The 16732-nt window shown below is 58.5% G+C and carries 18 protein-coding genes and 1 tRNA gene; 11 read left to right on the top strand and 8 right to left on the bottom strand.

What is annotated here, in order from left to right:
* Window positions 1-35: 35 nt before the first annotated feature.
* From OSC37_RS03250 to OSC37_RS03240, 3 genes are read right to left on the bottom strand one after another with little or no spacing between them, the layout of a single operon-like run.
* A complete protein-coding gene (locus tag OSC37_RS03250) occupies window positions 36-554 on the bottom strand; it encodes a redoxin domain-containing protein (protein ID WP_267163171.1) in 519 nt (172 codons plus the stop codon).
* A gap of 39 nt (window positions 555-593) precedes the next feature.
* Window positions 594-1013: a CoA-binding protein gene (locus tag OSC37_RS03245; RefSeq protein ID WP_267163170.1), complete on the bottom strand. Its 420-nt coding sequence runs from the start codon at window positions 1011-1013 to the stop codon at window positions 594-596.
* Window positions 1014-1070: 57 nt separating this feature from the next.
* Window positions 1071-1685 carry an RAD55 family ATPase gene (locus OSC37_RS03240; protein WP_267163169.1) on the bottom strand — a complete coding sequence of 205 codons (615 nt, stop codon included), beginning with the start codon at window positions 1683-1685 and terminating at the stop codon, window positions 1071-1073.
* Between the two features lie 155 nt (window positions 1686-1840).
* Here OSC37_RS03240 and OSC37_RS03235 point away from each other — a divergent pair.
* From OSC37_RS03235 to OSC37_RS03225, 3 genes are all read left to right on the top strand, one after another.
* Window positions 1841-1915, top strand: a tRNA-Arg gene (locus OSC37_RS03235).
* A gap of 381 nt (window positions 1916-2296) precedes the next feature.
* On the top strand, window positions 2297-3133 hold the full coding sequence (locus tag OSC37_RS03230; protein WP_267163168.1) for a hypothetical protein: 837 nt from the start codon (window positions 2297-2299) through the stop codon (window positions 3131-3133).
* Window positions 3134-3689: 556 nt separating this feature from the next.
* Complete coding sequence (locus OSC37_RS03225) at window positions 3690-3980, top strand: hypothetical protein (protein ID WP_267163167.1); 291 nt, start codon at window positions 3690-3692, stop codon at window positions 3978-3980.
* A 270-nt stretch (window positions 3981-4250) separates the two neighbouring features.
* Here OSC37_RS03225 and OSC37_RS03220 read toward each other — a convergent pair whose 3' ends face one another.
* A complete protein-coding gene (locus tag OSC37_RS03220; RefSeq protein WP_267163166.1) occupies window positions 4251-4652 on the bottom strand; it encodes a DUF4864 domain-containing protein in 402 nt (133 codons plus the stop codon).
* Between the two features lie 127 nt (window positions 4653-4779).
* Here OSC37_RS03220 and OSC37_RS03215 point away from each other — a divergent pair, with 127 nt between their 5' ends.
* The 3 genes from OSC37_RS03215 to OSC37_RS03205 all read left to right on the top strand — a co-directional run bounded on the left by OSC37_RS03215 (window position 4780) and on the right by OSC37_RS03205 (window position 6586).
* Window positions 4780-5142 (top strand): hypothetical protein, encoded by a 363-nt coding sequence (locus tag OSC37_RS03215; protein WP_267163165.1) that lies wholly within the window; start codon window positions 4780-4782, stop codon window positions 5140-5142.
* A gap of 82 nt (window positions 5143-5224) precedes the next feature.
* Entirely contained in the window at window positions 5225-6373 is a 1149-nt protein-coding gene (locus OSC37_RS03210) for an acyl-CoA dehydrogenase family protein (protein ID WP_267163164.1), read from the top strand.
* Between the two features lie 42 nt (window positions 6374-6415).
* Entirely contained in the window at window positions 6416-6586 is a 171-nt protein-coding gene (locus OSC37_RS03205; protein WP_267163163.1) for a hypothetical protein, read from the top strand.
* A 62-nt stretch (window positions 6587-6648) separates the two neighbouring features.
* On the opposite strand, the gene OSC37_RS03200 is transcribed toward OSC37_RS03205, so the two are convergent.
* Complete coding sequence (locus OSC37_RS03200; protein ID WP_267163162.1) at window positions 6649-7161, bottom strand: hypothetical protein; 513 nt, start codon at window positions 7159-7161, stop codon at window positions 6649-6651.
* A 403-nt stretch (window positions 7162-7564) separates the two neighbouring features.
* Between OSC37_RS03200 and OSC37_RS03195 the strand changes: the two genes are divergently transcribed.
* Both OSC37_RS03195 and OSC37_RS03190 read left to right on the top strand, forming a co-directional pair.
* Complete coding sequence (locus OSC37_RS03195; protein WP_267163161.1) at window positions 7565-8818, top strand: inorganic phosphate transporter; 1254 nt, start codon at window positions 7565-7567, stop codon at window positions 8816-8818.
* 128 nt (window positions 8819-8946) lie between these two features.
* Window positions 8947-10572, top strand: a complete 1626-nt coding sequence (locus OSC37_RS03190; protein ID WP_267163160.1) for an acetate--CoA ligase — start codon at window positions 8947-8949, stop codon at window positions 10570-10572.
* A gap of 13 nt (window positions 10573-10585) precedes the next feature.
* On the opposite strand, the gene cysC is transcribed toward OSC37_RS03190, so the two are convergent.
* The 3 genes from cysC to OSC37_RS03175 are packed head-to-tail and all read right to left on the bottom strand — an operon-like array spanning window position 10586 to window position 13323.
* Window positions 10586-11206 (bottom strand): adenylyl-sulfate kinase, encoded by a 621-nt coding sequence (gene cysC, locus OSC37_RS03185; RefSeq protein ID WP_267163159.1) that lies wholly within the window; start codon window positions 11204-11206, stop codon window positions 10586-10588.
* Complete coding sequence (sat, locus tag OSC37_RS03180; RefSeq protein WP_267163158.1) at window positions 11206-12381, bottom strand: sulfate adenylyltransferase; 1176 nt, start codon at window positions 12379-12381, stop codon at window positions 11206-11208. The genes cysC and sat overlap by 1 nt, the downstream gene beginning before the upstream one ends.
* 27 nt (window positions 12382-12408) lie before the next feature.
* On the bottom strand, window positions 12409-13323 hold the full coding sequence (locus tag OSC37_RS03175; protein WP_267163157.1) for a sulfotransferase: 915 nt from the start codon (window positions 13321-13323) through the stop codon (window positions 12409-12411).
* A gap of 409 nt (window positions 13324-13732) precedes the next feature.
* Here OSC37_RS03175 and OSC37_RS03170 point away from each other — a divergent pair, with 409 nt between their 5' ends.
* The 3 genes from OSC37_RS03170 (at window position 13733) to OSC37_RS03160 (ending at window position 16710) form a co-directional block, all read left to right on the top strand.
* Complete coding sequence (locus OSC37_RS03170) at window positions 13733-14758, top strand: lysylphosphatidylglycerol synthase transmembrane domain-containing protein (RefSeq protein WP_267163156.1); 1026 nt, start codon at window positions 13733-13735, stop codon at window positions 14756-14758.
* A 65-nt stretch (window positions 14759-14823) separates the two neighbouring features.
* On the top strand, window positions 14824-15741 hold the full coding sequence (locus OSC37_RS03165) for a winged helix-turn-helix domain-containing protein (RefSeq protein WP_267163155.1): 918 nt from the start codon (window positions 14824-14826) through the stop codon (window positions 15739-15741).
* A gap of 87 nt (window positions 15742-15828) precedes the next feature.
* Window positions 15829-16710: a DUF5694 domain-containing protein gene (locus OSC37_RS03160; protein WP_267163154.1), complete on the top strand. Its 882-nt coding sequence runs from the start codon at window positions 15829-15831 to the stop codon at window positions 16708-16710.
* Window positions 16711-16732 lie beyond the last annotated feature (22 nt).

Genomic DNA, 16732 nt, shown 5'->3' with positions numbered 1-16732 from the left:
TCCGTTACCGCGAGCGCCCTCAAAAGCGTTGTCGGTTACTCATAGCTCACGTCCGGGCGAGCCACGTCGACACCGATGTCTCGAATGTGCTCGTGTGCCCGTTCGACCGGTGCAGGGGACGCCCAGGCCAGTGGTTCAACCTCGCGTTCGATACTGCGTATCTCCCAGTCACCGCCGATGACCACGGCGGCACGCCCGGGAATGTGGCTGTGTCCCTCCCACTGCTCGGCCAGGAGGTCGTAGCTCTCGGCGACACTCCCGTGAAAGTCCGAGACGAGTGGCAGGTCGAGGTCGTACTCGGCTGTGTATGCGGCGTGGCTAAAGAGGCTATCTCCCGAGAGGCCGATGATGGCGAGACTGTCGTCTCCGAACCAGCCGGCGTCTCGAACGGCAGTCAGCTCTGCCGTGCATTCGGGGACAAAATCTGCAGGATAGAAGTACAGCACCGTCACGTCGTGTGCCTGCACCTCGCGGAACAGTTCGAGCGTTACTCCCTCGCCGTCGTCGAACGCTGTCGCGATGAAATCGGGGGCTGAATCGCCAACAGTGACCATGCCCCGATTACGGGAGACGGACCCAAAAGCTCTCCCGGTTCACAGCAGCCGCTGGTGTTCGACCTTGAGACAGCGGTCCTGGACCACATCGATGCCCGCCTCAACCGCTTCTGCTGTCGCCTCGTCGTCGTGGATGCCGAGTTGTAGCCAGAGCGACTCGATATCTCCCCTGTCGACATCCCGGGCAAGTACCTCTTCGACGATGCCCGCCACCTCTTCGCTCGGTCGAAACACGTCGACCATATCGATGGTCTCCTCGACGGCGGCGAGGCTGTCGTATGCGTCCTTCTGGAAGATTGTGTCGGCGTACGGGTTGATTGGAATTACCTCGTACCCCTGTTCGAGCATGTACTTTGGTATCTCGTGGGCCTCCTTGCCCGGCGTCGTCGAACAGCCGATGACTGCGATACTGTCGGCCCCGAGCAGGTCACGGAGCTGTGGGTCGGTTTCTGCGCGCATACACACACTACCGGTGGAATCGTAAAATCAGCCGCGGTTCTGTCACACTGCCAAGCGTCAGGCTGTTTCAGGAAGCTGGAGAGTTGTCTGTTCTTTCTCGACTTTGGCGACGCCGTCGAACAGCTGTTTCAGCGTGTTCATCGTCTCTGCGTCGTGGGCGGTCGACTCGATGACGAACAGCCCGATTGCGTCCGCATCCTCGATACGGCTGGTCAACACGTGCATGAACCGGAACACTGTCTGGAGGTCAGAGTACATCAACAGTGTTGACAGCGAGTCCATGACGATGCGGTTCTGCGTGACGCCGCGATCCCCGTAGAACTCCTCGACGAATTCGGAGAACTTGATACCGATTCCGGTCATATCGGTCGGCGACGAGGTGTATTTCACCAGCTCGGTATCTGCTGTTGACCGGCCCTGATGCTGTGTGACACAGTCGACGATACCAAGCGGCGACTGGCGTTGCTCGCCGAACAGGCGCTGGAAATCGGCGAGGACACGGTCAGAGCTGTCGCGTGTCGTGATGATGACAGACCCCTCTCCGCGAGTGGCACCTGCTGTGAGCCCCTTGAAGGCGAGGCGTCGCTTGCCGCTCAGCGCAGGGCCCGAAATCAACAGATTGGTTCCAGGCTCGACCGACGCGTTCTCGAACTCCGGTCCAAGGTCGTACATTGGAATGGTTCTACTCCTGGCTCGTCCACGTTCTTCCCCCGTAACGTGTCCGACTGCCTTACTATATCTGTATCTCGGCGGATATATATGATTTTTCGTCTTGCCTGTGTCGAATCGCGGGGTTTAATACGTTCACCGGGGGACAAACATAGTGCGGGCGCTTAGCTCAGCTTGGACAGAGCACTTGGCTTCGGACCAAGATGCCGCGGGTTCAAATCCTGCAGCGCCCATTCAGCTTCTGAACGCTTCACTTTTGAAAGACAGAAACCGGTTGTCTATATACTGAGTCTCATCCGTGCGTTTGATCTCGTTCAGCTACTGAACGCGACCTCTGCTATCTTACGATTCTTGCACATTCAACTACTGCACGCGGAGGATTTAAACAACCGGTCGTTGTGATATTTATTCCCAGATTGAGTCGGACATGGCTCTTACCAAAGACAGTGAAACAGAGAAATATATATGGAGATTGGTAGGTGGGCAAATGCAAGATAGAGGGTACGAGTCTTGCACGGTGATCTGCTCAATAACGGACAAATCGATCGATACAGCGGAGTACTCCCTACGTATCATAAACAATGTATGCTTAGATATCATTATATGTGGTACGTATGGAAGTTGAGGACGAACACGTTGACTTTGGGCTGCTGGTCGGCGTGCACGTTCTCGCGGTGGCAGTTCTTTTCACTTCTGACCTTGGGGTCCATGTCTCTGGACTGTTCGTCCTACTTCAGCTTTCGACAATGCTGTTTTTGTACTGCGGTGCTGCTTTATTTACCGAGCCTGAGTCGAGCGTTGCCGACCGCGAAACGGTCGTTCCTGCGGGGCCATCTGACTGGATTGACCGGCGGTTTGATGCCGACTCGGGCCTGTCCGTTCCTCGTCTACCACCTCTCAATCTCAAGAATCTCAGATTCGTCGTTCCGTCGTTTCTTCTCGGGCTCGTACTCGCGACTGGAATCGGTGCGGCACTGACCGTCGAAGGGGGATTTAGTGGGAAGTCACGGGGGAGCGGTGGGGCCTCTCTCACAGAACTTTTCCAGCAGTTTGTCGTGTTCAAAAAGCCGCTCGTTGCTCTCGCCGGGATACTTTTGATTGCGGCAGAGTCGGTCCGGTTCTACCGCTGTCACGTCGCAACCGGCCGCTACAGACAATGGACGACACACATGATGCTCACGCCACTGGTCCAGTATTTGTCATTGGCATTCTTTGTGAGCTTCTTCTTCGCCCTGTACGCGGTGCTGACGCTGTTGACTTTTGCAATCGGAGCTGCTTCGATTGTTGGTGACTCTCTCGGGCGGACACTGTGGATTGCTCTTCTCCTTACGAGTGGTCTCGTGCTCAAGCTGGCTATCGAGTGGGGCCGCGTCCGTGGGGAGCGACAGTTAGACGTGCCCACCGGTAGCCGTTTGGTTGCATACTTCACCCCGACGCCACCGAACGACTGATCCTCTGTATGCAGCCCTCACTGAATCGTCCTGTCTGAGAATTGGTGGGTAGTGTGGTGACTGATACAGATGTGTAATTAAGATTAGGGGCCTATCTATGTCTATTAGGCAGCTCTAACGAGTCGCTTGGCGCCGGCAAAATAAATCTAATTTCTAACGTTGTCGCTCTATTTTTACTGGTGGCCACACCCACGTACGATGCAACCCAGCTCTCATCGAAAGATTTGAACTTTGAATAGTTCCAGACTGGAGCTGACCAGTCTTCTCGTCGATAATGACCCTTTTTCCGTGTTTGTGGTCCTCGATATCCCTGACCGTCAGGTCAATGAGTTCGTCCGTGCGCCCACTGGCCTTGTAGAGGGTTGCGGTGAACAACTGAACAGGCAGGCCGTACGCTATTTATCCGAACCGTACTGTCCACATCAGCGAGACAGCCAAACAATGTCATTAGTTATCACGATTGTTAATACCCTCAAAAATACATCACATATATTTCATAGCGGTGGACAGACAGACCTTTTGTACCGCAGCTACTGGTGCAGGGGCAGCCACCCTCTTGACGACGAGTGTGGCCGGAGCACAGTCTGAACAGTTCGAACCCGTCTGGGAAGCCACGAGCGACATTACGGGGTTCCAATCAGACGAGGACGCTGTCTACGTTGTCACAGAAGACAGCATCCGGGTTCACGACCCCACCACCGGAGATGCCAGACGAATCATCGCATCTCCCAGTGGAATCAACACGTTTGCCATTGGCGATGGGTTCGCTGACGGCGACTCCGTCTACCCGGTCACAGATACCGGAATCGAACGGCATACAAAACAGGGTGAGCGTGAATGGAGTTGACCGATAAACGATATCAAACTACTGGAAGAAGTCAACGAGAAAACCATAGACATTCGCTGGTGCCTGGGGACTAGATGAAGCCGACGCTGCGGGACTGGGACTGGGTGAAACACCGGATGAAAACGACGACGACGAACCCATCCCAACGCCTGAGAAAGGGCTTCCAGATACCGACCCATCCCTCCAGTCTCAAAACTGCAGTACAGCAGCGCCGACAGCGACTCTTCAGCCTGATTTTCGCGGTGGTTGATACGGTGAGTTACCGTCGTGTTACTCGAGTAGAACACGGTCTGTGAGCCAGCATCCATCTAACTCACCAGGTCGCTCGTTTGAGAGTCCGAAGACGTACGTCGCTGTTCGCCCGTCAAGACCGGTGAGTGTGATTCGCTGTTCGGCACGGCTGTCGGTTTGCTCTATCGGTCCCGGTGTTGCTTCGACATGGTCTACCATTGGCGCATACTGAGGCCCCGTGACCATCCGCACGAATCGGTCGAATGGCCCTGTTCCCCGCCGATTTGCCGGTGATGCGAAATTGTAGGCGACGCCAATGCCCGCGTTCTCGAATGGGTCATCGTTGGTCGCTAGCGCGTCGAGTTGAAGCGAGACAACTTCCGCTGGAGTGTACGACGAATCCGGCGTTGGTAGGTCAGCAATTGGATAGTCGTCGCTCATGTCAATATATACGACTCGAAACCTATCAATGGCTGGTTCGTCAGCGCTGTGTGCGATTTCTGAGCGACACCAGAGCAGACGGCTCCGAAGCAACCATATTTTATCGACACGGAACAAACACTCGTATATGTCGACGAGTGAGGCCAAACGCAGGAAATCGTCACACCCACTTCGCTCTCTGACGCCACTCCATGTCATCGGTCTGTTTCTGACTGCTATCACCGGTGCAGTTCACCTGTGGCTAGGGGTTACGAATCCGTCTGTTGCGCTGTTTACAGCAGGTATCGGTTTCGTCGTCGGTATCGTCGCAGTCGCCGCCGACATCCGACGGCAGACTGTTGTCAAACTCGGAATTCCGTTCACCGCAACACAGTTCGTCTATTACCTCGCAACACACTTTGACCACATCACACAAATCGGTGCGGTCGACAAGGTTGTCCAGTTCGGTCTGCTTGTCGTGTTGGTCTCCATTGTTCGAACCACCACCTGATTCGCGTTGTGCTTTCACTCGGCCTGAACGCAACGGAGGCTCAGCGCCAACATATTGAACAGGTTCCAGCCCAACTTATTCTATGGACCTCCTTTCTGAGGCACCCATCCCCGACGCAACGCTCGATACGAAGGCGGCTGCCCGCGAGTTTGCGAGCGAGCACGTTCGCCCCCGAAGTGCCGAGTTCGATGCACCTGGAGAGTATCCACTCGAGGTAGTACAAGAGGCACAGTCGGCAGGGATAGCTGGTGTGTACGTCCCCGAAGAGCATGGCGGCGCCGGGTGGACGCTTGCAGACCGACTCGCAGTTGTCGAAGAACTGTTTCGCGCCGACGGCGGAATCGGTCTCGCACTGCAGTTGGTCGATTTTGGTGCGAAGGTGGTTACGATGACTGGGTCGCCAGACCAGCAGGCAGAGTGGCTCCCGCCGGTCGCAGCCGGCGACGAGATCTCGGGACTGGCCGCCACCGAGCCCGCAGGCGGCTCAGACCTGGCAGGGATGACCACAACGGCCCATAGAGACGGTGACGAGTACGTTCTCGACGGCGAGAAGTACTGGACAAGCAACGGTGTTGTCGCAGACTGGATTGTCGTCTACGCACAGACTGGGGAGCCTGGGCACGAGGGGTACTCGTTGTTTGTCGTTCCGACGGACACACCCGGATACGATGCGGACGCAATCACCGACAAGATGGGGCTTCGCGCATCTCAGCAGGCACGAATCACGCTCGACTCCGTTCGCGTTCCGGCTGCCAACCGACTCGGACCGGAAGGGAGCGGCTTCTACCAGCTCGCTTCGTTTTTCAACTACGGACGGATTGCTGTTGCTGGACACGGTATTGGACTCGCGGCCGCAGCGCTCGAGACGGCCTGGGAGTACGTTCACGACCGAGAACTGTACGACGAGCCGGTCGCAGAGAAACAGACTGTTCGACACCAGTTAGTCGAGGCTCGCGAGGAGTTCGGGGCCGCCCGGGCACTCACCTGGCAGGCCTGTGACCACGTAATGGCCGACGAACATCCTGCGTTTTGGGCCAGCCTGGCGAAAAGCCACGCGACCAGAGCCGCCGAGAATATCGCACAGACTGCGGTCCAACTCCACGGTGGTGAAGGACTCCGGGAGCAAAACCGAGTCAACCGAATCTACCGCGACGCAAAGTACCCGTCGATATACGAGGGCGCAAACGCCGTACAGCGCGACCTCGCGTACGGCCACTGGCCCGAGGCGTAGAGACAACCGTGCATTTTAGACTGTCAAAGCTAACGTACCACCGTGAAGACAACAGCCATACTGCACGCCATAGCGACTGGGTTCGCCGGCGGTGGCATCTTCCTGTCCGAAGGGTCTCTCAGCATCGGACTTCTTGCCGTGGGGATGGTCCTGTTCGTCGCTGGTATCGTCGCCGCGCGGCGGGGCGAGTCTGGGCCACCCGACGCGACATAGCGCCTCCGACGCTACTCGCGCGGCGTCTCCGACCGTGATAAGTTCTGAAAAGAAACCGCTTGTTACTCTTCGTCGTCCTCGTCGGTATCCGCCGTCTCGTCGTCCTCGCTCACATCTGCGTCGCCGTCTTCGCTCGTATCCTCTTCATCGTCGGCATCGCTCGTATCCTCTTCATCGTCGGCATCGGTCGCATCCTCTTCATCGTCGGCATCGGTCGCATCATCTTCATCGTCGGCATCGCTCGTATCCTCTTCATCGTCGGCATCGCTCGTATCCTCTTCATCGTCGGCATCGCTCGTATCTTCTTCGAGGTCGGTCCCGCTGTTTTCTTCGTCGGCAACAGTGACGCTGACCGGCTCGGTGTCAACTTCCGGTCCCGATGTTGCGTCGCCGTTGAGAGACGCGCCGCTGACGTAGCCGACTGTTCCACCGACGAGACCGCCGAGAACTGCGCCAGGAACACCGTTGCGCTTGAGACCACTGACAGTGCCGACGAAACCGCCGACAAGCGAAAGCGCAGTGGGGCTCATGTTCGATTCTGCTTCGGCTGATACATCGTGTTGTTGTTCGCCCATACTTCTCTTTTGGGCCGGGGATACATATGTGTACCACTGTCGGAATCAGCATCCGCTTGGCACAGTCGCCGTCGGTCACCTCAGTTTGCGGTTACAGCTTCACCGCGGATACGCTGTACTGACTGCTCTTTCCCGCGTGATTCGACCATCACGCCCGACTCGCTGCGGAGCCACTCCGGCACGCTGTCGACGACGGGCACACCGTCCGTATTAAGTCAACCGTGCGTACGAGAGACAGATGGCAGCGGTTCTCCACGGGCGACTGCATGACCGGTTTGACACCAGAATTCTCTGGGTTTGACACCTCTAGCTGATGCTCCGGCTGTTCTCTTGTCTGGTGGTCGTACAGTAACATGCAAACCATTAGGTCCCTCGGCCTAACATCGTCTAAAGACCGAAACGTATGCTCAGTCCACTCGTATTCGTCGGCCTGCTGGTCGCGGTGTTCGTCGGCTTCAACATCGGCGGCTCCTCAACCGGCGTTGCGTTCGGACCCGCAGTCGGAAGTCGCATCGTGCGGAAGGCGACCGCCGGCACCCTCTTCATGCTGTTTGCGTTTCTCGGAGCCTGGACGGTAGGACGCAACGTCATCGCAACGATGAGCGAGGGTATCGTCCCGGCCGCACAGTTCACGCCGGCTGCTGGTGTCGGGGTGTTGTTCTTCACCGGCCTCTCACTGTTGATTTCGAATATCTACGGAGTTCCTGCGTCGACGTCGATGACGGCTGTCGGTGCGATTGTCGGACTCGGGCTCGCGACAGGGACACTCAATGAAACACTGATGTTCACAATCGTCTCGGCGTGGATTGTCGCGCCGCTTATCGGGCTCGGAACGGGTGCTGTCATCGGTCGGTACCTCTATCCTCAACTCGAAGCACGGCTCTCGTTTACGCGTCTGGAAGACCAACTCCTCCAGGTCGATTGGTCTGGATTAGTCCCTCGGCCCCGGCTGAATCAGGACGCAAAGCCACGAGACATCCTCGGCTCAATTCTCGTGTTGGCAATCGCCTGTTATATGGGATTCAGCGCGGGTGCCTCGAACGCAGCAAACGCGGTCGCACCACTGGTCGGTAATGATGCGGTTAGCGTCGACCAAGGTGTATTGCTCGCTGTCGCCGCCATCAGTCTCGGTGGGTTCACCATTGCCAGACGAACGCTTGCGACGGTGGGGGACGACATCACAGACCTCCCAATTCTGGCAGCTCTTATCGTTTCGACGGTGGGTGCGACGATAATCACGGTCCTCTCGTACTACGGCATCCCTGCGAGTCTCGCCGTGAGTACGACGTGTTGTATCATCGGGCTAGGGTGGGGGCGAGCGAGTCGTGCCGCAACACTCACACAGTTGGCTACGCCGTCAGAGCGAGACGATTCTGGGATGGGGATTAATACCGGGGCACTTGCTGCTGCCTCTACCGAAGATGAGAAGCCTGCAGGACCGACCGTCGGTGAACTTGCGAGTGGCCCAGAACAAGCTTCCGAACAGCCAGACGACGTGTCTCAGTCTGTCCCGGCAATCGGAGAGGAGGACACTGAGGTCTTGAGTGCCGAAAGCCTGTTTGACCCGGCAGCCGTGAGCCGAATCGTGGCTCTCTGGATTATCACGCCGTCGCTATCGGTTGTTGGCTCATACCTGCTCTTTGCGCTGTTCCTGTAAGCCAGTCCGCGGCGGCTGCTCGACCCCCCAAGCCGTGGGCCTGTGCTTGATGCTCACTGTCGGCTGGTATGAATTCTCCTCTATATGGGGGGTAATTTCTTATACGGGATACTGCTGAACTCTCCGGTGTGTCAGTCGACTATCAGCGAGACAGAGACAACTTCGAGTGGAACATCCCAGAAGGGTACAACATTCCGTCGGTGGTCGAGTCCCACGCCAAGGAGTTCGGCCAGCGTGTCGCAGTTCGCTTCCTGAGCGAGAGCGGAAGCCACGAGACACGGACCTACAACGAGATTCGAGACCAGATGAACAGGTTCGCCAACGGTCTCGAAGAGTTCGGGATTGGCGAGGGTGACCGCGTCATGCATCTGTTCCCGAGACATCCCGACGCCTTCGCCGTGCAACTCGGCATCCTTGCGACGGGCTCGCTGGTCGTTCCCTGCTCCTCGATGCTGCGGGCAAACGACATCGAGTTCCGTGCCAACGACTGCGAGGCAACTGCGATTGTCGTCCACGAATCGCTCACGGAGATGGTCGAACCGGTCGTCGATGACACGCCGCTGGAAACCGTCATCGTCCTCGATGGCGGCGACGATTCGCTAACGTTCCAGGATGTCACAGACGACCAATCGGCCGACTACGACGGCCCGGAGCTGCGTGCTTCGATGCCGGTGTCGATAAACTACACGAGCGGAACGACCGGCAAACCAAAGCCAGTCCTCCACAAGCACCGGTGGCTACACTGCTTCAGCCGGATTAACGCCCCCTACTGGTGGGGGGTCGACGAGGAAACCGACCTCGAAGACGAACTTCTCTGGGCAACGACCGGAACCGGCTGGGCGAAGTGGTTCTGGAGTCCAGTCGGTGTCGGCATCACGATGGGTGCGACACAGCTCATCTACGACGGCGAGTTCGACCCCGAGACGTTCCTCGAAATTATGGAGGAGGAGGGTGTCACGAAACTCTGTGCGGTCCCGACCCAGTACCGCATGTTCGCCAACGAGGCCGACCTCTCGGAGTACGACCTTGCGGTCAACGACCTGTTGTCGGCGGGTGAACCGCTCAACGTGGAACCGATCGAACAGATGCGCGAACACGTCGGTGTCGCCCCGCGTGATGGCTACGGCCAGACCGAGACTGTCGCACTCGTGACAAACTATCCGGGCATCGAGACCAAGCCCGGCAGCATGGGCAAACCGACACCCGGCGTCGGTGCAACACTCCTCGACCTCGACGACGAGGAGGAAATCGAGGAAGCCGGCGAAATCGGCGAAATCGCGGTTCCAATCGACTCGCCGGCAATCTTCGACGGCTACTTCGAGAAACCCCATCTCGACGAGCGGAAACTCTCGGGTGAGTACTACCGCACCGGCGACCTCGCTCGCGTCGACGAGGACGGCTTTTTCTTCTTCGAAGGTCGTGCCGACGACGTGATTATCTCCTCTGGCTACCGCATCGGTCCCTTCGAGGTCGAGGATGCACTGGTCAGCCACGAGGCCGTCGCGGAGGCTGCCGTCGTCGAAAGTCCACACGACGAACGCGGTGCAGTGGTGAAGGCGTACATCGTCCTCTCTACGGAGTTCGAGGGCAGCGAGGCGCTGACCGAGACGCTCCAAGAACACGCGAAAAACGAGACGGCCCCCTACAAGTACCCCCGGCGTATCGAGTACGTCGAGGAACTTCCGAAGACCTCCAGCGGAAAGATTCAACGGGTCAAGCTCCGGGAGCGCGAACAGCAACAGTTCGGCGAGTGACTGCTCGACTCACCTACTTGTCTAGGTAGCCAAGACTCCTGAGTCGTTCGGTGACTTCTCGCTCCTCTTTGGACGTGATTGAGAAGTTGTACTCCGAGCCGATATCTTCGTCCATGATTCCCTGTTCTGTGAGTTCGCCCAGTACGTGTTCGACGCCATCTTCGATGCTCTGGGTTTCGGTGTCGACGACAATATCCGGGTTCAACGGCTCCTGGAAGGGATGATTGATGCCCGTGAACTTCTCGATGTTCCCTTTCGTTGCCTCCTCGTAGAGCCCCTTCGGGTCGCGCTCCTCTGCGGCCTCAACCGAACACTTGACATGGATGAGTACGAATTCGCCCTCGTCCTCAATGATGTCTCGGGCCTGCTCCTGGGAGTCACGGAACGGCGTAATCATCCCGACGATGGCCGGAATCCCGTTCCTGTTCAGCAGCTTCGCGATGTAGGCCGTTCTGCGGTTGTTCGTTCGCCGGTCCTCCCGCGAGAAGCCCAGGTCTGGATGGAGGTGTTTTCGAATCTCGTCGCCGTCCAGATTCTCGGTGTCCAGGCCTCGTTCGACGAGGCGGTCTTCGACACGACTTGCGAGCGTTGACTTCCCGGCGGCCGGTCGGCCCATAAACCAGAGTGTGAACATTATTCGATGAATACCTCCTCGGTTTCGAGTACTGTCTCTGCAACCTCCGGACGCATCAGCTCGGGGGCAGGCTCATCCCCGTCTGCGAGCAGTTGCCGGAGTTTCGTCCCGCTTGGTTCGATGTGACAGTCATCGTCGTGTGGGCAGATTTTCTCCGACACGATTCCGTCACATTTCGTACAGTAGAAGGCGTAGTGGTAGTACAGCGGTTCGATACCGACGTTCCCGATGGCGTCGAACAGCCGTTGTGCCTCGAAGTCGCCGTAGTAGTTGCCGACGCCGGCGTGGTCACGGCCGATGATGAAATGCGTACAGCCGTAGTTCTTCCGGACGATGGAGTCGAAGACCGCCTCACGGGGACCGGCGTACATCATCCGCGATTTGAATATCGAGAGGGCAACCGACTCGGTCGGATAGTAGCTCTCGATGAGCGCCTCGTACCCGTTGAGGATAGCGTCGTTCGTGTAGTCGCTTGGCTTTTTCTCACCAATCTTCGGCTGGATGAGCAGCCCGTCCACGTGTTCGAGCGCGGACTTCTGGAGATACTCGTGTGCGCGATGTGGCGCGTTCCGGGTCTGGAAGCCGACGATTGTCTCCCACCCCCGCTTTTTGAACAGGACGCGTGTCTCCTTGGGCGTGAGGTCGTAGCTGCCGTTTCTGGGTAGCTCGTCTGCGAAGGCCTTGATCGGGCCGCCGACGAAGAAGGGATTCTTATCTCGAATCGTCCGCACACCCGGATGGTCTTCGTCGGTCGTTCCGAACAGATTCTCGCAGGTGTCGGCCTCGTTGTACCGGTAGACGCTGTCTGCGTCCATCACGCCGACCGGCTGGCCGTCGGGCCGGCAGAGTCCGATGCGGTCGCCCGGCTCGATTTTGTTTGCCTGCTCGGTCGTGATATCGAGGACAATCGGGAGCGGCCACGCCACGCCGCTTTCGAGGGTCACGTCATTGACGACCTTCAGAAAGTCGTTGCGACCCATGAATCCGTTCAGGGGGCTGTAGACGCCCTGAGCAAGATTCTGGAAGTCGAAGAGGAGATTCTGGTCGAGCGTGACCGTCACGTAGCTCTCGAAGTCCTCCCGGAGCTGTTCGCTCCGGTCGGCGTCGACCGTTCTGTCGACGAGGGCGTTGCCGTGTGGCTGGATCATGCCTGTCCCCTCGATTGAGCCATCCATCCGTCCGGACGGGGGACTGTGACTGAGCTACTCATCGAAACTGTAGTGTGAGAGCCAGTCGTACTGCTGGCTCTTCTGATTGATTCGCTCGATTTCCTCGTCGGTCCAGTCGATTTCTTCCCGGGTCTGCTTCGCCGAGTCGAAGACGAAGTCGTCACAGGCAGCGAGATACTCCTCGCTTGCGTCGACGCCCAGAAACGAACAGAGGTCGGAGAGGACGCCGGCCGTGTCGTCGATGAGGTCCTCGTGATAGAGACGGAAGAGTTCGTCCTCGTCGAGCATCTCGGAGATGAGTTCGACGTTGTCCGCGTTCGCGAAGTACTTCTCGATGCCGTACTCCTGCCACGTCTCCTTGAGATTGCGCCGGGACGCAATCGTGTCGAACGGGTTTCTGACCACGTGGACGGCCCGAATCGGGACGGGGACCGTCTCGCGGAGTTCACCGAGCAGCTCGGGGCTGTGTCCGAGCCGACGGGTGGAGGCCGCGCCCTTCTTGTCGCCGATGATTCGCAGGCGGTCGAAGTCCTCCTGTGTCGTCCCGGGGATGTCGTAGCTGTATTTTTCCCACTCCCGGCCGAGGCTGGTGAACTCGGCGTTGCGCTGTAAAATTGTCGAGAACAGCTGGTCCCGAGTGACGGGCACTGTCGCCCGGTCCAGCAGTCGGAGTGCGTCAAGCTCGTGTGAGATTACCATCTCGCGGTGGCCGTTGAGGAGACTCCCAACGAGGCTGTGGCCGGTGCGGCCGTGGCCGATAAACATACAGTAGGCCTCGACAGACTCGAAGTCGTCACGATGCTCAATAAGGTGTGGCACTGCTGCCAGCCGTCGGACAGCGGTGAACCGGTCTCGGGTGAGCGCGGGTATCCGCTGGGGGTTCTCGATAAGCTCCTGGCCAGCCGGCGGTAACGGCAGGCGCTGTGCGACACTCGTAAGTCCGGACATACTCTGATGGGTGCAACCAACGGGTAATAAACGCGACGACTCCGGGTCACAGTGGTGAATTCTCCCCCGGTACACCGGAACAGGCCTCGGCCGACTCGGTTGCTCTCGTGTGGTTTCTGTGGATCACAGACGGATGGCCCGGAGATGGCCGCGAGTCGGCCAATTTTAATAACAGCACACGTTACGCCCAGTGTATGGAACTCCCCGCGACTCGACCAGGCAGACGCGCTATGTCACGAGCGGTCAGTCTATTCGGCGGGGACGTAGGGCCGAACGGACGCTCTGAGATTGGGACGACGCTTCTTTCGGGGATACGGACGACTCTCGTTGGCTCTCGACAGCGACCAACAGCCGCGGACAGACACGCGCACAACATGAGACACAGTCTCGGATATCCGGGGGATTCCCAGTGGAGATAAGCAGGCGACACGTCGTGTTCGGTGTTGGGGCGTGGGTCGTCATATACGGAGCGTTCATCCTATTGGCGGGGCCGACGGAGTTCATCAACGAAGCCTCGAAGCTCTCACAGGGGCGATTGGCGTGGATTTTGCTTGTGAACGCGCTCGGCACCGTCTGTATGGGACTGGTCTTGTTTACCGTCTCGGTCGGCGCGGGCCTAGATGTCTCGCCAATCGAGAGCATCTTCATGAATACGACAGTCAACCTCGCGAACAACTTCACGCCGCTGGGGCCGGCAAGTGGCGTTCCCGCCGGTGGTGTGGTCATGTCACGCTGGACCGGCCAGTCCTTCGAGAAAAGTGTCGCTGCACTCTCGACGAAAGAGGTGGTCGGATTTACGCCGGGCATTCTGGTCATGTTGTTGGGCGGAAGCTATATCACGCTCTACGACGCGACGATTCCCGGCCAAATTCGGTCACTCGTCACGGTTTTCACCATCAGCATCGCGGCGTTTGTCGTCGTTATCGCCCTCATATACCGGAATCCGAACCCGGCAAAGCGCGTCATCCACCGGATTGTCTCGACGCTAAACAGGGGGCTGGTCTACGTGCCAGGCGTCTCCAGGGTCGACGAGGACGAGATACGGCAGCGAATCGATAGCTTCAGCGAATCTGTCGAGGAGATCTCCACGAACAAGCCGGTCGTCATTGCCGCGTCCACACTCACGACAGCAGCGACAGTCACACAGGGCATTTTACTTTGGCTTGCGCTGGGTGGCGTAGGAGTAAGCGCTTCGCTCGCGCTGGTCGTGTTTATTGTTCCGGTCTCGCTGCTTGCCTCTGCTGTCCCGACGCCAGGAGGCAGCGGCGGCATCGAGGGCGCACAGATTCTCCTCTTGCTCGGACTCACGGGGGGAAACCGGGCAGCCATCATAACCGCGGTCGTCCTGACGCGTGGACTGGTGTACTGGACGCCGATCATCGTCGGGTCGCTGACGTTGACTGGCATCCAGTTCAAGAAACGGTGGCTCTCGTGATGCCTTCTGAGACCGCTTGAGACGACGAGAGCGACTTTACCGCTGGAGCCAGTAGCGGCCCGTGGATGACCGAACGGAACGAACCCAACGGTGGTAACGAAGACAGCGCTGGCTCAGCGCCCGTCGAAGACGAGATTACGCCGGAGGCAGCGTTCGAGTTGGTTGCCCACGAGACCCGGATTGCAGTACTGCAGGCACTTCAGGCAGCCGGTGGTGGGCCGCTCTCGTTCGGTGACATCCGCGAGCGTATTGGCCTCACAGACCCTGGACAGTGTCATTACCACGTCGACAAGCTCTGTGACCACTTTGTCTGGTCGACTGACGACGGGTACAGACTGTCGCCGGCAGGCTGGCAGCTCGTTGGTGCGCTCCTCTCGGGAAGTATCACAGCCACCATCGATGAGGAAACGGTTGTTGTCGGCAGCTCCTGTACAGCGTGTGGTGGCGACCTTGTTGCACACTTCAGACAGTCCGGGGTAACTATCATCTGTACCGACTGTCGGTTTGTACAGACAGACCCCGATATCCCGCCGGCACTCGTCGATGACTGGCCGTCTTCGGAGCTCCCCGAAGTCGTCAGTCGGTACACCCTCCAAATGGAAGTCGACGCAGCACACGGGTTCTGTCCGAACTGCCGAGGACGTGTCTCCCGCGGGGTCGTCACTCCCACCGATGTATCCGCACCCGACTGGTTCGATGGGGAGACAATCGAAGCACTCGTTGTCACCGACTGTCACCGATGCGGAAAGTGGTGGCACGCGGCTCCGTCGGTTGCTGCACTCGCGGAACCGGCCGTTGTGGCGCTGTACCACGACCACGGCATCGACCTCCGAGAACAACCCTGGTGGGCGCTCGATGGCCTAACTGTCGGCAGTACAACGGTGCGGAAAGACCCTCTCTACGTCCACGTTCATATCGACCTGGGAGAGCCAAAGACTGTCGTCTTCGACGAGGCGTTCGAGTTCGTCGAAACCTACGAGTGACGTTTTGCTATCGATTTCAATCACCCGGCTGATAGAAATGTATTTCTACAAACATTAATCCGTCACTCCTCCCTATCAGCGGTCACGATGTTACGACCGAAGGCAACAGCGAGAAAGACACCGACCTGGCCGACACCAACGCCGGAACAGGTCGAGGTAATCGTTCTCGGCACATACCACATGGACGAGCCGGGGTTGGACAAAGTAAATGTCGCCGCTGACGACGTGCTCGTGTCGACGCGGCAGCGTGAACTCTCCTCGTTTGTCTCCCACCTAGCCGAGGCCGACCCTAACGTGGTCGCCGTTGAGCGGCCGGCCGAGCAAGCGGAGACGGTAAACGCACTTTACGAGCGGTATCGTGACGGCACCTACGCCTACGACGGGGAACACGAACTGGAGCCGCCACACCCAGAACGAGAGGACCCTACGATGGAGTGTCGAAGCGAGGTGGTACAGGTCGGATTCCGCTTAGCCGAACGGCTGGGTCACGACCGGATTCTTCCCGTCGACGTACCGGAGATGTTGGGCGAAGGACCTGACTTCGACGAACTCGACGAGCGCGGCGTCGACACGAGTCCCAAAGTCGACGTTCCTCGACTGGACGAGGAGACGCTGAAGACGAAAGCAGATGAGAGGCTCGCGACGTCGACGGTGACAGCCTACCACCGCTATCTGAACGAGGAGGCTGCGCTCCATGCCAACGACGGAATGTTCGACGAGTTCCTCCGGCACGGAGACGGCGACAACTACGCCGGTCCGGACGCACTTGCCACGTGGTACCGTCGGAACCTCCGGATGGTCCACAACATCTGGCGGGCGGTCGACGACTCGGGTGACCGCGTGCTCTTTCTCGTTGGCTCAGGCCACGTTCACGTGCTCCGACACCTCCTCACGGAGTTCCCGCAGTTCTGCCCGGTGAGTCCGCTTCGGTACATCCCTCACGAAGAGGAGACTCCGTCGACGGAGTGAACTTCTGGGCTATGTGCCCGTC

It is taken from the genome of Halovenus salina (assembly GCF_026410925.1).
Taxonomy (GTDB): domain Archaea; phylum Halobacteriota; class Halobacteria; order Halobacteriales; family Haloarculaceae; genus Halovenus; species Halovenus salina.
The sequence above is the reverse complement of the archived record's forward strand: the minus strand, read 5'-3'. Positions and strand labels throughout refer to the sequence as shown.